The 16,068-nt window shown below is 34.2% G+C and carries 13 protein-coding genes; 5 read left to right on the forward strand and 8 right to left on the reverse strand.

Annotation, left to right across the window (positions count from 1 at the left end; all coding sequences use genetic code 11):
• Positions 1-327 precede the first annotated feature (327 nt).
• The 3 genes from mgtA to NST49_RS00705 all read left to right on the forward strand — a co-directional run bounded on the left by mgtA (position 328) and on the right by NST49_RS00705 (position 5,043).
• Entirely contained in the window at positions 328-2,943 is a 2,616-nt protein-coding gene (gene mgtA / locus NST49_RS00695) for a magnesium-translocating P-type ATPase (RefSeq protein ID WP_341046472.1), read from the forward strand.
• A gap of 283 nt (positions 2,944-3,226) precedes the next feature.
• Positions 3,227-4,114, forward strand: a complete 888-nt coding sequence (locus NST49_RS00700; protein WP_341046473.1) for an LEM-3-like GIY-YIG domain-containing protein — start codon at positions 3,227-3,229, stop codon at positions 4,112-4,114.
• A gap of 83 nt (positions 4,115-4,197) precedes the next feature.
• Complete coding sequence (locus NST49_RS00705; RefSeq protein WP_341046475.1) at positions 4,198-5,043, forward strand: GIY-YIG nuclease family protein; 846 nt, start codon at positions 4,198-4,200, stop codon at positions 5,041-5,043.
• A 397-nt stretch (positions 5,044-5,440) separates the two neighbouring features.
• Here the strand turns inward: NST49_RS00705 and NST49_RS00710 are convergent, their stop codons facing one another.
• From NST49_RS00710 to NST49_RS00730, 5 genes are all read right to left on the reverse strand, one after another.
• Positions 5,441-7,219, reverse strand: coding sequence for a DUF2207 domain-containing protein (locus tag NST49_RS00710; RefSeq protein ID WP_341046476.1), 1,779 nt, complete (start codon positions 7,217-7,219; stop codon positions 5,441-5,443).
• A 267-nt stretch (positions 7,220-7,486) separates the two neighbouring features.
• The gene (locus NST49_RS00715) at positions 7,487-8,194 is read right to left on the reverse strand and encodes a DsbA family oxidoreductase (protein WP_341046478.1); all 708 of its coding nucleotides are present in this window, start codon (positions 8,192-8,194) and stop codon (positions 7,487-7,489) included.
• A 140-nt stretch (positions 8,195-8,334) separates the two neighbouring features.
• Positions 8,335-8,871 carry an adenylyl-sulfate kinase gene (locus NST49_RS00720; RefSeq protein WP_301426251.1) on the reverse strand — a complete coding sequence of 179 codons (537 nt, stop codon included), beginning with the start codon at positions 8,869-8,871 and terminating at the stop codon, positions 8,335-8,337.
• Between the two features lie 139 nt (positions 8,872-9,010).
• Positions 9,011-9,565 (reverse strand): nucleotidyltransferase family protein, encoded by a 555-nt coding sequence (locus tag NST49_RS00725; protein ID WP_341046479.1) that lies wholly within the window; start codon positions 9,563-9,565, stop codon positions 9,011-9,013.
• A gap of 13 nt (positions 9,566-9,578) precedes the next feature.
• Positions 9,579-10,091, reverse strand: coding sequence for a MepB family protein (locus tag NST49_RS00730; RefSeq protein ID WP_341046481.1), 513 nt, complete (start codon positions 10,089-10,091; stop codon positions 9,579-9,581).
• A gap of 286 nt (positions 10,092-10,377) precedes the next feature.
• Here NST49_RS00730 and NST49_RS00735 point away from each other — a divergent pair, with 286 nt between their 5' ends.
• A complete protein-coding gene (locus NST49_RS00735) occupies positions 10,378-12,003 on the forward strand; it encodes a putative polysaccharide biosynthesis protein (protein WP_445662716.1) in 1,626 nt (541 codons plus the stop codon).
• Positions 12,004-12,131: 128 nt separating this feature from the next.
• The gene (locus NST49_RS00740) at positions 12,132-13,574 is read left to right on the forward strand and encodes a WD40/YVTN/BNR-like repeat-containing protein (RefSeq protein ID WP_341046483.1); all 1,443 of its coding nucleotides are present in this window, start codon (positions 12,132-12,134) and stop codon (positions 13,572-13,574) included.
• A gap of 107 nt (positions 13,575-13,681) precedes the next feature.
• Here the strand turns inward: NST49_RS00740 and NST49_RS00745 are convergent, their stop codons facing one another.
• The 3 genes from NST49_RS00745 to NST49_RS00755 are packed head-to-tail and all read right to left on the reverse strand — an operon-like array spanning position 13,682 to position 16,058.
• A complete protein-coding gene (locus tag NST49_RS00745; RefSeq protein ID WP_341046486.1) occupies positions 13,682-14,347 on the reverse strand; it encodes an HAD family hydrolase in 666 nt (221 codons plus the stop codon).
• A gap of 9 nt (positions 14,348-14,356) precedes the next feature.
• Complete coding sequence (gene ribH / locus NST49_RS00750; RefSeq protein ID WP_013710124.1) at positions 14,357-14,818, reverse strand: 6,7-dimethyl-8-ribityllumazine synthase; 462 nt, start codon at positions 14,816-14,818, stop codon at positions 14,357-14,359.
• Between the two features lie 46 nt (positions 14,819-14,864).
• Positions 14,865-16,058: a bifunctional 3,4-dihydroxy-2-butanone-4-phosphate synthase/GTP cyclohydrolase II gene (locus tag NST49_RS00755; protein WP_445662717.1), complete on the reverse strand. Its 1,194-nt coding sequence runs from the start codon at positions 16,056-16,058 to the stop codon at positions 14,865-14,867.
• Between the last annotated feature and the right edge of the window lie 10 nt (positions 16,059-16,068).

A 16,068-nucleotide genomic window follows, 5' to 3' on the forward strand; every position in this document is an offset into this window, starting at 1 on the left:
GCTAAATATGGAATCGTTTATTTGGAATGGACTTTCAAGCATATACTCTATCGTTGAATAGAGTGTATGCTTTTTTTGTTGTTTTGTTTACAAAAAAAGGTTTTTATCCTGATTTTGAAGCTTGGGCTTATCATATCATATAGTGTATGGTTTGAACAAAAAAAGTGAGGTGAGTGGTATGGAAAAAAGTTCCAGTAATGATAGTCCAGATGATGATTTTTGGAGAATAAAAAAAGGAATAAGCAAACCTGCCATGAGCCTCTTCTTGGTTAGGAAACTCATGCAGTAAGCCTTATTTCTTCTGGTAAGACAAAGGAGGAAATAATAATGACAAACAAAAAGAAGTCTATTTATACAGAAAAAAAATCTAAAAACAACCAATTGAAGGAATTAGGTTACCTCAAAGAAGAAGGTGTTTTAAAACAACTGAAATCAAATGCATTAGGATTAAGCAATCAGGAAGCGGAAAAACGTTTAGAAGAATTTGGGCTAAATGAAGTAGCTGTTCAAAAACCAACGCCTTGGTATTTATTGTTGCTTCAAGCCTTCAAAGATCCTTTTATTTATGTTTTGACTCTTTTATTAGTCGTTTCAGCTGCCACTAAAGATTTTGAAGCCAGTATTGTGATGGCTATGATGATTTTATTCAGTGCTGGCCTTCATTTCATTCAAGAATACCGTTCTCAAAAAGCTAGTTTAGCTTTGAAAGAACTGATTGAAACGACTTGCGCGGTGACTAGAGATGGCGTAACAAAAGAAATTCCAATCGATGAAGTGGTTCCTGGTGATATTGTCACTCTTTCAACTGGAGATTTGATTCCAGCAGACTCTCGTTTGATCTGGGCAAAGGATTTATTTGTTAATCAATCTTCAATGACTGGTGAATCCATGCCCATTGAGAAACTTACTTCTCTAAAAAAAGAAAAAGAAGATTCACAGTTGACCGCTTTAGATCTTCCTAATTTATTGTTTATGGGTACCGATGTTTTAAGTGGCCAAGGTAAAGTTGTTGTTGTAAAAACTGGCGAAGATACTCTCTTTGGCGATATTGCTACTCAATCTTCTAAGTCTAGAGGCGAAACGAGTTTTGACCGTGGAGTAAAAAATGTGAGTAAACTATTGATCAGATTTATGTTGGTTATGGTTCCTATTGTCTTTTTGATCAATGGAATCTCAAAAGGCGATTGGAGCGAAGCTTTCTTCTTCTCAATAGCCGTAGCCGTTGGTCTGACACCAGAAATGTTGCCAATGATTATCACCAGTAACCTCGCTAAAGGCGCGATTACGATGTCTAAGAAAAAAGTAATTGTTAAAGAATTAAATGCCATTCAAAACTTAGGTGCTATGGATGTTTTATGCACCGATAAAACAGGCACCATAACGGAAGATAAAGTTATTTTAGTGCAACATGTTAACCCAGTCGGAGAAGAAAGTGAGCGCGTTTTAGAATTAGCGTATATGAATTCCAATTACCAAACCGGTTGGAAAAACGTGATGGATCATGCTGTGATTGAGTACTTCAATGAGAATCGTGAAGAAAATGAATTAGAAAAAACCGAAAAAATCGATGAAATCCCTTTTGATTTTTCAAGACGACGCCTAACAGTCGCTGTTAAAGCAGGCGATCAGCAATTGATGATCACGAAAGGCGCCGTAGAAGAAATGCTGAAAGTTTGTCAGTATGTAGAATTAAATAACGAAATTATTCCATTAACACCTGAACTACAAAAAACGATGGAAGAAGTCAGCATCAAGATGAATAAAGAAGGCATGCGTGCCCTTGGTGTTGCGTATAAACAAAACGTTTATGATTCAGCTGTCTATTCCATTAAAGACGAGTCTGATATGATCCTTGTTGGTTTTATGGGATTCTTAGATCCGCCAAAACAATCTTCTATCACAGCTATTAAATCACTTCATAAACATGGTGTGAATGTAAAAGTATTGACTGGCGATAATGAGATCGTTGCTCAAAAAATCTGCAAAGATGTCGGAATCCAAGTCGATCGAGCAATCCTTGGAACGGAACTTGAATCCATGACAGATACTGAATTGATGGACGCTACAGAAAAAGTGAATCTTTTTGCTAAATTAAACCCAACTCAAAAATCCAGAATCATTGGATTGTTACAACAAAAAGGACACACTGTTGGATTTATGGGTGATGGGATCAATGATGCACCAGCATTGAGAACCGCTGATGTAGGTATTTCTGTTGATACTGCAGCCGATATTACTAAAGAAGCCAGTTCAATTATTCTGCTGGAAAAAAGTTTGACGGTTTTAGAAGATGGCGTTTTAGAAGGTCGGACTGTTTTTGGAAATATGATGAAATACATCAAGATGACGATTAGTTCAAACTTTGGAAATGTGTTTAGTGTCTTAGTAGCTAGTGCCTTTCTACCATTCTTACCCATGCTTTCGATTCAACTCTTAGTACAAAATCTTATTTATGATGTTGCGCAATTAACAATTCCTTGGGATAAAATGGATCCTGAAGACTTAATGAAACCTGCTAAATGGGGAACGTCAGATTTTTTGAAATTTACGTTTAGTATTGGTCCCATTAGTTCTATTTTTGATATTCTAACCTTTATTTTAATGTGGTTTGTTTTCCAAGCCAATACCGTCCAAGATGCTGCACTATTCCATACTGGTTGGTTTGTGATTGGCTTGATCACTCAAACTGTTGTCGTACATGTTATCAGAACGAAAAAAATTCCATTTATCCAAAGTAGAGCCAGTTTAAGCGTAATGTTATCCACACTTGGTGTGATAGTTGCTGCTGTATTGATTCCAGGCAGCACATTCGGAACATTTTTTGACTTTGTAGCACTGCCAGCAACTTATTGGAAATGGATGATACTAATTGTCTCAGCTTATATTTTGACGACTCAAGTAGTCAAAATGATTTATATTAAGTTCAATAAAGAATGGCTGTAAGAATACAAAAATACTCGTTAACCTTATTCATATAAAGGTTAACGAGTATTTTTGCCTTACATTTCTCTTTCACTATTTTTACTACCCAAGATAATTCATCTAAATTGGAATTTAATACCTATTTAATTGATTTCATATTTTTATTGTTCAATATACCTTATAATTAATAAGAAGTAATTTTTTCATTCATTTTTAAATTTGTATACAAAATTCTTGTAATATTTCAAATAATTATAATGTCTTAAAAAAAGCCAGAGTAAAATTTTCTAAAGGAGATTTGTTTATGAACCGGTTTACAGAAGAAGTAATGACTCAATTACGTTACTATGTCTATGTACTAGTTAATCCAATCAGTCATACTGTTTTTTATATTGGCAAAGGAACAAAAAATAGAGTGTTTGCTCATGAACATGAGTATTTAAAATATGACAATAACAATGATTTTATTGAGAAAGAAAAATTAAATGTAATAAGCCAAATTCATTCACAAGGTTTTGAAGTTGAAAAATACATATTAACGTTTGGTTTAAGTGAAAATGAGGCTTTTCATGTAGAGAATGCAGTGATTAATTTCTGTAAGTTAATAGACAGTCAACAGCTTAACATAAAACAGTTGACTAATATTATGAGCGGTCATCGTTCTGATGAACAAAAGTCAGCTTTACAAACCTTTGGGAGAGTTGAAGTATTACAAGATGCTCTTAGTCCCAAACCGGTTGATGTTAAAGTTCTTAGTCCTCATAAAATCATGTTTGTAAAAATTAAACCCACCACAGATATATCAAATCCAAAAAGAGATTTAAAAGCTGAAGAAATGTATAACCCTGAATCCGAAGCTTTAAAAATGAGAACTCTAGGTAAATGGGCGATGAGTTTGGAAAAGGCAAATGATATAGAATACATTTTAGGTGTCTATCCGGGAAGTGGCATGATCGTTAGTGCTTTTAAAATCATTAAGGCTAGTCCGAGATATGAAGTAAAGGCAAGAGAAACTAAATCTGGAAGAAAGCAAAATAGATATGATTTCTATAAGTATGCTGAATCAGTGACAGAGATAAATGGAGTTCACCTTTTCCCAGATCACATTAAACTGATTGGCTATAATTATGTTGATAGTCAAGGAACTCCTCGCAATATCCAAGGTGAAAAATCATATATAGGATTTGATTAAAAACAAACATTTTTTATTCATTTATTTGTGCCTTTTCTAATATAAGCTATACTAAAGATAGATAACACTCAGAAAAGAGGAGAATGATCATAGAAAAGACAATCACTTATTTCTATCCAAATGAAAATAAAGCAGCACATTTGAAAGTTTTCCAAGATCGAACAAATCAAATTAAAGCTTTTTATTTTACAAAAGAACACATAAAAGAAATCGAAAGACTAGATTCTTCAACTAACTATGCAATTTATTTTTTATTTGATAACAGTGATACTGATAATAAGAAAACGTATATAGGCCAATCTATAAATGGTGTAAAACGAATTTTTGACCATATTAATAAAAAAAATTTTTGGTCGTACTGCATTTTGTTTGTAACTGATAATAACAGTTTTGATAAATTAACTATAGATTATATGGAATATGAATTTATTAAAAGATTTAAAAAAAGCAGTTATATACTAATGAATAAAGATCCACGCACAAATGAACCAAATGTCAGTATGTATGACAAACCAAATATCCTATCCTATATTAAACAAATTGAGTTTCTCTTAAGTGCAGAAGGAGTTTCAATTGATCCCATTCAAACTAATTTAAATGATGAAAAATTTTACTATCCCAAAAATAGAGATTATAAATCACGTATTTTTGTAAAAGATGGTCAATTTATTATAACTAAAGACAGCGAATTACGTAGGCCTGTTAAATCAAGCGAATTTTGGAAAACTGGCAACTTTTTTACTCGTTACAACGATGTGATGGATAGCTATATTGAGGATGGAAAAGTAGTAGAAGAAAATGGAGTTTTAAAAGCAGCAATTAATATCTCTTTTAATAGTCCTTCTCGTGCTGCTGAGTTAGTTTCAGGTCGTTCAACTAATGGCTGGACATTTTTTGAAGGCTTAAAAGAATTGCAGTCGTTAAACTAAACAGAAAAGACAAAATATCATATAAAAGATATTTTGTCTTTTCTGTTTAGTTAAAATCACTAGAATTGCATTAAATTAGTTCAATCAAAATTCCCAAGCAAACTTAATTATTTTCATCTATGAAGTGAAAGTAATTTTATCCGCATAATAAATACTACATTCTTATCTACTATATGAATAGAGTTTTTTAATTCTTATCGCTATCAAAAAGAGTTTGCGGACCGTATGATTAGTCTCATCATATACATAGGGACCACAAACTGTTCTTACGTACCATATAGTTAGTTTTGTCACACGGCTGTGACCTACAACCTGAGTTTATATACTATATGACGGTCATTCCATCCTTTATATGGCACTTCCTCATTCCCAAAACCGTTTGTGACTAAAGACTCTCCTATCGAGCCCCTCCGCCGCCTCCACCACCGGCACCTCCACCACCGCCAAAGGAAGTTGAGCCACCAGTACCTGATACTGATGATGAAGAACTTGAGTGGAATCCGCCACTCTCTAATCCACTGGACCAGTTGTTTCTAAACCCTGTTACACCATTCCAATACCAGTAATGATAAATGAATTGATTTTCGCCAGAAATATTATCTGGATTCGGAATCATTTCCTTAAACTCTTCTGTTATTTCTTCGCTTCTATAGTACAACGTATTCCAGAACAAAAATTCTTCAAAAGAGAATGGGTTAGTGTTATCCGCAAAACCTTCTAAATCGATTTCTTCTAAATAATTATCAAACTGAACTAGACGGTCAAATAATTCATCGCCTTCAGGACTGGCAACAGCTACCTCATGTTTGGCACCCCAAACGTCAACTTTTCCAAATGAAATCAGGCCTTCTTTTTCTAGATACTCTTTTGAGTAATCAATCAGATAATCGGCATAAGTTCCGACTTCTTTGGCATGTTTTTTAGCCCATTTCTTCATGTCATTATCTTCAATGAATCCACTGCTATTTGAAGCATCTAATAACATGATCCATAATCCCGTCTCATACTTCGCTTCAGGATTTGTTTCAATGTTATCCACAAATTCTTTGAATGATTGTGGATAACGTACACGCTCTTCTTCAAAATGAATGATTTCTATTTCTGTATCGTAATCATCACCAAACAACGACTTATCTTCAGCTGTATGAATTAGGATCCGTTCTTCTGAAGACCATTTCAGTAAATAGGCTGAGAAGTAATCTTCAAAATAGCCTTTATCGATGTCTTGCAATAAATAAGCGATACCTGCAAAATCATCTCCATGGTAAGGAATCTCTTCTAATACAGTCTCACTATTTTCTTTGATTCTTTCTTTTCCAGTACGCATTTGTCCCGCTTCTTCTCTCGCTTTTTTTAATTTTTTAGAATATTTGATAATAAAAGCTGTGATCCCTCCACCAGCAATCGCTATTAGAGAACCAATAATGATTGGAACTGTAGCAGAAGTAGCTTCATCGTTATACGCTGAACCATTCATAGCCATTTCACGTTGCTCTTCGGATGTCATCCCTACACTGGCTTGTGTAGTAAACATACCTTGCGGGAATTGTAGCAAAGCCGTTACATCTTTACTATCGTCAACTTCTTCCTCTGCTTCCCACACAATCATGTTTCCTTCTAATTGTATATCCCCTTCAAAACCAAATCCCCAGAAACGGACATTTTCTTCGGTAAAGGGTTCAAATCCAGTAATTTCAACCGTCAAATTTTCTGCTGGTATGTCAGAAAACGTATCAAAATTCCATAGCAAACCTTGTCCATCTTCCAATTCACGAACTAAATTTGATAAAGTATACGTTACTTCATAATTGTTTTCTCCATATTCGCCAATACCCCATATGAGTTCTAATCCATCATCTGTCACTACAGTACCGTATTGGCCAGCTTTTTCTTCCAATGAAGCATCTAGATTCCATGGTTCCATCACTTGATAACCAGCTACTGAAAAATCAAGTAATTGAGAATCTTGCAGATCATCCAACACGATATATAACTCAGTACCATCATCCATATTCATCGCTCTATGCTCTGTGACGATTCCAGATCCGTCTTCTTGCAGTTCAATTTCAATCTTCATATCTGATAATTCATTTTCAGCAAAAACTGTTTCACTAAAAGCGAAGCATCCTAAAAAAGCTCCTCCAATACCTAATCCCTTTTTCATTCTTTTATTCATCCCCATACCCCCTAATGTTGAACCCTCATGCATTCACTATTGATTATCTGATTTTAGTATACCAATACCGTTCCATTCTAGGAAACGATTTCCTTAACTCCTTTAAATAAGTTACTCGTAAAAACTAGTTTGTTTGTCAAATAGGTATTTCTTTCAAAAAAAAAAGAAAGCTTCTAGTCAGTTCCATAATCATTCGTATAGTCCGAATAGCTATGGAACAAAACTTAAGCTTTCATATATTCACTATTTACCTATCTTCATTAACCTTTAGTCACAAACCCATTTGCCATCAATCATATTACACGCAGCAGCATCTGTTCCCATTATGGTTAATCCTTTTAATTGGAAACCTTCTTCTTCAGCAATTTGTTCAATCGTTTGTTCAATCACTTCTTGCGGTTGTGCTCCGCTGATTAAATATTTTTGATTCACCACTATAGCAGGTGCTCCTTGAATGCCATAAGCTTCTACTCTTTGTAAATCTTCCATAACTGCTTGTTCCGTTTCTGGATTCTCGAATTGCACTTTCCAATCATCAAAATCAACTGAAGTTTTCTTTACTACCTCTTCAATCACTGTCAAATCTGAGATATCTCTATTTTCTACAAACAAAGCCTGTTGCAGGCCATCAAATACAGCCCAATACGTGTCTTGATCCGCAATCATTCCAGCAGCTTTTGCAGCTTTTAATCCATTTTTAGATGTTGGAAATAAGAAATCCTGCTCTTTCATTCCTTCTATATTAAAACGGTGTTCGTCATCATTTTGGTTGGCATTTTCCCAATGATGAATTACTTCAGGTTTTACTGCTTCATGCGAACCAAATTGCTGAATAAACTGTTCTTTCTCCCAGCCTAAAGCAAATGAACGATGGATGATTTCTAGTTTTGGATATTTTTCAGCCACTTTCCTCATGCGATAAGACATTGGAAAACAAAAACTGCAAATCACATCATGGAAAAATTCTACTTGCATGTCAACACTCCTAGTAGTTATTTTTTATTGGTTTAAAGTAATTTGACTTATTAAGTAATCCTCATTTACTTACTAATTGTAACTTAAATAAATTGCATTATCAACTTCCTATTTCATCATCAAACAGATAGGCTTATTAGCTAATAAATTAGTTGCTTTACTTTAAAAATTTGTTGGTCTAGCGGCAGTTCTCCATCAAGCAATAAATCTGCAGTTGAAGAAATAGATCGCTCATGAGCCTTAAAAATAGGTCTGGCAAAGTTTAAATAGTCCTTAGACCATTGGATAATTTCTTCAGATGTTCTCTTTTGATAGTCTCTTACTAGCTGTCTAGCAAACGTGATATCTAAAGGCGTTTTAATATAGACTACTTTATTGATGTAAGGTCTAAGCATGTCATGTTGATAGCCAAAAGGAAAGTCAATGAGTATTACTGGAACTTTATTATAAGAAGCAAAAAAATCAGCCATCAGTAGGCTAATGTCATATTGATTTACATACAATTCAGGATTATCTAAAATATCACCTAGTTGAGGTGCCGTATCTAGCTTATCTATACTATAATCATCAAATGAAATAATAGTGCTTGATGGAATTTCTTTATGTAATTCATTTATTAACGTAGTTTTTCCGCTTGCTGTTACCCCGCTTATGATTATAACTTGGCTTTTATCCATAAAAATCCTACTTTCTTTTGAAGTAATAAATTCCCCATACGATTACACAATTATTTACTACTTAAACTAATTGCTATTTTTGTTTTGTGAACTCTTTTCTTTATGTATATCATCCTAATCAGAAACTATTAGTTTATTTTTAAAATTCTATAGATAAATTTCGCCATATTTTATCCCATTCTTTGTCTTTAATGCGTTCAACATATATTGAATGAAATTCGCTATTCTTTTGATAAAAGGGTGTAGGCTTCACCTTCATTTCAAATAAATCCTCTATTCCATAGGGAGCCATAATTTCAATATCATTATTGCAAAGCCTCACAGCTATTGCAGTTGGTGTTTCTGGAAAATGGGCAACACCAGCATACGTTGAAGTAAAAGGATCAAAGCCGCTTTTCAAATGCATACGGGCTTGATTTTTTACTGACCAAGGTTGATTTGGAAACAAAGCTTTTAACTCTGCTTCCAACTGCTTTTCCATTTCCCAGGAAATATCTGCAGTATCAAAATAAATAACATCAATATCATTTATAGACGTTATTGTATTATACAAACTATCCCATACTTTATTTCGAATAAGCCCCGCACATACCCAGGCATCATTTACCTTTAATTTCTCAACTGTTTCTAGAATCGATACTATGTAAGTGTCCTGTTCAATCATTTCTATCAATTGTTTTTCGTAATTAGTCACGTTGAACACCCCTTCACTTTAAGTTAATTAATTTAGAAAAATATAGTTTTGTTAGCCTATTGTTATCTACTTCGTTTGATAAATCAATAAAGTACTCTCTTTGCCACTCTTGAGTCTTTATTGCAGATTGGTTTAGCTCATTCTCCCAAGAAGGGTAAACCCGTATTGCCATTTTCCCTTTAGAATTTCCTGTTCTCAAAACTCCTTGTTTAAGTAATATAGATTTTGGGAAAATAAATTGTCCTTGTAATTCATTATCTATAACCGAAATTATTATCTTTTCTGGGCTTTCATCGTAAGAATAGGCTTGATTTTTATTAGTATCATTTTTCTTCCAGAAAACTACAAAATACCCTTTTTTACTTGGGGTCAATTTAGCTAAGCGACTCCGATAGGTATTGTCTGCAATACTAAAGCTCGTTCCCTCATATTCATAGTTATGATTCTCCTCAGATAGAGCTGTAATATTAGGTTTTCCTAGACCAGTAAGCATATTGTTTATTAAATTTATCGACTTAAAACTCAACACTTTCCCTCCTCTTTATCTGTTAGTATAGACTATTTTAAATTTTTTTCAGAAAAGTACTTAAAGTATACCTAATTTAGATAGTGTTTAAAGTTTTTCTTACGTTTAGCAACTGGCCGTAGTTCTATTTTCTTTTATTGTATACTATTTATAGAAGGACAATAAATTGGTATGTTCATTTACCTTACTTCTGAATGTTTAGTAATAGATTGAATTGAATAATTAACAGCTAGTTTTGGTCTAATAAAAGTTGGAGGATACTATGGATGAATCTAATGAATTAAATATGGAAACTACAAGTTCTAAAACAAATAAGATGATTGAAGGGACTTTTTGGTTAACTGTCGGAAATTTTCTTTCTAGATTTCTTGGATTAATTTATATTATTCCTTGGTATTCTTGGATGGGGGAACATGCAAAAGTAGCTAATGGACTTTATGGAATGGGTTATAATATATATGCTATATTTTTATTAATCTCCACGGCTGGAATTCCTTCTGCTGTAACAAAGCAAATCGCTTATTACAATTCATTGAATGATCCCGAAATGAGCAATCAGTTCTTTTATAGCTCTCTTAAAATAGCCACCTTTATTGGAGTCATAGCTAGTTTTGGTATGTATCTTTTTTCGCCGATAATTGCAAAAAGTTCTGGTGATGATCAAGATTTGACAGCAGTCATCAGATCCTTAAGTATTATTGTTATTTTTTTCCCTAGTATGAGTGTTATAAGAGGTTATTTTCAAGGAAACCAACAAATGAAACCTTACGCTGTTTCGCAAATTTTGGAACAAATAGGAAGAGTCATTTATATGCTGCTTTCAACTTTTATTATTATGAAGGTATTAAACGGAAATTATGTTACAGCAGTGGTTCATTCAACGTTTGCAGCTTTTATTGGTCTAATAGTAAGTTACGTCTATTTATTGTTTAAACTACATAAAGAGGCACCACTTAATAGCATATTTCTGCAAAATAAAAAGTCGGAAATTAACTCTAAAGGTTTATTGAAAGAACTGCTACAAGTATCGATACCTTTTATCATTGTGGCCTCAGGTATTTCGCTTTTTAAATTAATTGATCAATTTACATTTTCTAGAATCATGAGTCAAATTTCTACTTATTCTGATATGCGCTTAACTGAATTATTTGCGATTTTCAGCACAAATCCTGATAAATTAACGATGATTGTAATTGCCTTAGCTACATCTCTATCAAGTGCTGGTCTTCCTCTATTAACAGAATTTTTTACAAAAAAAGACAAACTTTCATTATCAAAGATGGTGACAAACAATATTCAACTTTTCCTTTTTATCACCCTTCCATCTATATTAGGAATGATTTTATTAGCAAAACCTCTTTACACGCTATTTTATGAACCAAGCAACTTAGGGACAAAAGTTCTTATACAAGCTTGTTTAACTGGTTTTATCCTCGGTTTTTATATGCTAAGTTCAAGTATTCTCCAAAGTATTAATCAAAATAGATATGCCATCTTTACCTTACTTATAGGAGCTATAGTAAAACTGATTTTACAATACCCATTAATTTCAATTTTTGAAGTTTATGGTCCATTACTAGCTACTGCTATTTCATTTGGAATAATTTGCATCTTAAATCTAAAAAAAATAATCAACATTACTCATCCAGATATTAAGCTGCTGCTCAAAAGAACTGTTTTAATTTCTTTTTCATGTATTCTAATGCTTCTTGTTGTATTGCTGGTAAGAAACTTTCTTTATCTATTTTTAGATCCTGAACGTAAAATGCATAGTTTTCTTATCGTCATCTTTGCTGCCGTTATCGGAATAATGACTTACCTATTTTTATCCTTTAATACTGGGTTGTCTGATGCACTTCTTGGCTTCAATGCAAAAAAATTAAAAAATAAGTTAAAACTATTTTCAAAATAATATTGAAAATTAATGTTGCTGATAATACCAAAGTTATAGTCATTTCTTCATTGAATAAGACACTGAAAAAGTGCTAAACTATGCCTATAACTTTCCGAAAATTTTATACTAATGAGGATGAGATTTACTTGAAGAACAAAAATTATAAATTGAGAGCTTTTATTTTTAATCCGATTACCGTAGCTATCTACGCTATAGGGTGTTATTACTTATGTTCACTTGCTCAAGACGGCGGGATTGCTCAGAAAGCTCCCATTATCCTAATCATTTTTCTTAGTCTGTTTGTTTGGGTTGGCTGGGGTTTTTATTGGTACATATGGAAAACCAATAAAAATCAATCCACTTCTCCCCGTTCTATAAGACGTAGCAAATTCCTCTTTCTGTTCAGTGTGAATTCATTCCTTTTGATCACACTTGCATCTGGTATAAGTCTTTATCAAAGTGGCACAAATTCCCAAGGAAGATTAGCTTTTGTGATTCAAGACTACTTGCAATCTAGCGATGTTCAATTTGTTCATAATAATGTCTATGAAGATGGCTTAAATGGATTACTTGAAGACCTTGAAACGAAATATGATTTGCCAGAAGAATTGTATGTCAGTAATCAAGTTGAATTGACCTTTAATAAAAAGGGTGACATTACTACTTTATACAGCTTTTTGTACGGTTTAAACGAAGATGGTGAGACGGAAAGTTTTTTGATCGATTATGATAGTTCAAAAAGTGATGAACTCAGTGTGACTTTGAACGGAAACGTCAATCCAACCTTTGAGAAAACGATGAGACTTCAACCACTGTTAGATGCAATGGAAAATCTTCCAATAAAAGAAACGGTCAAAGATTGGGATGAAGAAACCCTTGGCATCTATTATGCTGGTTCCCGCAGTTGGGGATACAATACTGAAGGGATTCTTTATTTTGATGAAAAGGGAGATACCTTTCCAATCGAAACAGCCTTCAATGAAATTATTGGCTATACGATTTCTGTTTATACCCCAAATAACAACACGATCACACCGGTACGTTTTGTTGACTATTCACCAACAGTATCTCCTGCACAAATTGGAGATGTTCCAACCGATCAAAACATGAATGACAATGAAACGTACTTTTTGACTGAAAAAACTGGTTATCAATTATTCGTAGTAGATGCTGCGTTAGGCTCACGTTTCTATACCTTGAACAAAACCACAGATGGTGGAAATACTTGGGACGTTGTTAACTCTGATCCATTTGTAGGACAACTAGGCGTTTCATCTGGGATAACGTTTATGGATGAAAACCTTGGCTTTATTGGATTGTCTCGCAGTGGTGGCAGTTATGCGGATCTTTATTTGACGACCGATGGCGGTGTCACTTTTGAACCAGTAGAATTGCCCATAATCGAAGTCCCTTTAACCGATTCTGAGAAGTACGCTCCTTTCGATTTTCCAGAAATGCCTTATAAAGAAAGCGACAGTCTGTTTATTCAGGTGAATCAAGGTCAAGATGGCGATTATAACGGCGGCTCTAAAGCCTTGTATCAATCCAAAGACAACGGAAAGACTTGGGCGTTTGTTGGAGAAGTTTAGTAAAGCTCACCTTATTAAAAAAGATAGCCTTCAGTTTGTTCTAAACAAACTGAAGGCTATCTTTTTCTCACATAAGTAAAAAAACTATCTTATTTAAAATCTGTTATCTAAAGAATGTCTTGCAATTCTTGGATAGCATTTATCCTTATATCTGATTGTTGCAATTCTTCTTCTGACCCAAATCCATAATTACATCCTATGTTAACTAGATTGTGGTAGTGACCAATTTCAAAATCCTGTATGCGATCTCCGACAATAAGAAAATTTTCTTTATACTGTTTTTCAATTAATTCAAAAATCTTGTATTTGGCACTATACTCAAATGTTTCTGTGCAATACATCTCTTCAAAATACTGATTTAACTGAAAAGCTTGCCGATGTGCATTCATATATTTTTCACTACAATTACTTAAAAAGATAAGTTGGTATCCTTTATGTCTTAAGTAACCTAATGTTTCCAAAGCTCCAGTATAAAGAGTTGCTTCTTTTGCGAGAACTTTTTTCAGCAACGTTTCTCCTATGATTTTTGAAGCAGTAGCTTGGTGTTCAGCATCTAAATTAGGCATGAAATTTTCCCACATGTCTTTACTGCTATACCCTAACCATTTAGTGATTTCTTTATCTTTCCACTCTCTTGGGTCAGCTTTTTTATTCTCGATCAAATAGTTATAAGCCATTTTGAAAGCAGCAATATAGTTTGCCGTACTGTCATGCAGTGTCCCATCGTAATCAAAAATATTGGTTTGAATGTTCTTTAGTCTTGTTTTATCCATGATCCGACCTTACATGCCTTTCAATAGATTGGCCATTTCAATCGCTGAAACTGCAGATTCATAACCTTTGTTTCCAGCTTTCGTACCGGCACGTTCAATGGCTTGTTCAATGTTATCTGTCGTTAAGACCCCAAACATTACGGGTACACCTGTATTCATTGCAGCTGCAGCTACTCCTTTTGAAACTTCAGAACAGACATAATCGTAGTGCGAGGTAGACCCTTTAATGACTGCCCCTAAAGTAATAATAGCATCATACTTTCCTGAAGCTGCCATTTTTTGTGCAACTAATGGAATTTCATAAGCTCCTGGAACCCACGCAACTGTGATTTCTTCCTCTAGCATGCCATGTCTTCTTAAACCGTCAACAGCTCCACTTAATAATTTTGATCCTATAAATTCATTAAACCGTGCAATCACGATACCCACTTTTAAGTCTTTTGCAATTAATTGTCCTTCGAATACGTTCATTTTAATTCCTCCATGTATGATATTTTTTGTAGTACGCTGTCCATTTTTAGTAGTTCAAATGATGATGCATTTTTTCTTGCTTGATCTTTAAATAGTCTTTATCTTCCGCAAAAGCTTCCATTTGAAGTGAAATTCTTTCTACAATATCCAAACCGTATTTATCCATACTCTCTACTTTCAGTGGATTATTAGTCATCAGGCGTAGATGAGAAACACCCAAGTCATCAAAAATTTGTTTGCATTCATAGTACTCTCGTAGATCAACTGGAAAACCAAGCAATAAGTTAGCTTCAATGGTATCGTGTCCTTGATCTTGCAACGCATAAGCTCTTATTTTATTGACTAAGCCAATTCCACGCCCCTCTTGACGCATGTAAACTAAAATCCCACGTCCTTCATCTGCAATTCGTTTCATTGCTGCATCCAATTGTTGACCACAATCACATTTTTTAGAACCAAATACATCACCTGTCAAACATTCCGAATGGATACGACAAAGTACCGGCTCTCCATCACTGACTTCACCCATAACCAAGGCGACATGGTGTTCACCAGTTACCGTATGTTCATAGGCATAGATGTCAAAATCTCCATATTTGGTAGGTAACAGTGCTTTAGATTCGCGGAAAATAACTTGTTCTTGGGTTTTTCGATACTCAATTAAATCGGCAATTGTACCGATTTTCAAATCATAATCATCAGCTAAAGCCAATAAATCGTCTCTTCTTGCCATCGATCCATCTTCATTCATGATTTCACAACACAGACCCACTGGTTGCAAACCTGCTAAACCCATCAAGTCAACCGTTGCTTCTGTATGTCCATTTCGAACCAATACACCCCCGTCAACAGCTTCTAACGGGAACATATGCCCTGGTCTTCTAAAGTCTTCCGCTTTTGCATCATCGCTCACCAATTTCATAGCGGTCAATGACCGTTCCCCAGCTGAAATACCCGTTGTCGTTTCCACATGATCCACTGAAATGGTAAAAGCTGTCCCATGATTATCTGTACTGTTTAGACTCATTTGTGGCAATGCGAACTTCTTTGTATAGCTTTTAGGCATAGGCATACAAATTAGACCTTTGGCATAACTAGCCATAAAGTTCACATTTTCTGTAGTAGCAAATTCAGCCGCACAAATAATGTCTCCTTCATTTTCTCTGTCTTCATCATCTACCAATAAAATGTTTTTCCCAGCTCTTAAATCAGCAAGTAACTCTTCAATTGTATTAAACATATGTCTCTCC

Origin of the sequence: Carnobacterium sp. FSL W8-0810 (assembly GCF_038007125.1) — a bacterium.
In the GTDB taxonomy this organism is placed as follows: Bacteria; Bacillota; Bacilli; order Lactobacillales; family Carnobacteriaceae; genus Carnobacterium_B; species Carnobacterium_B inhibens.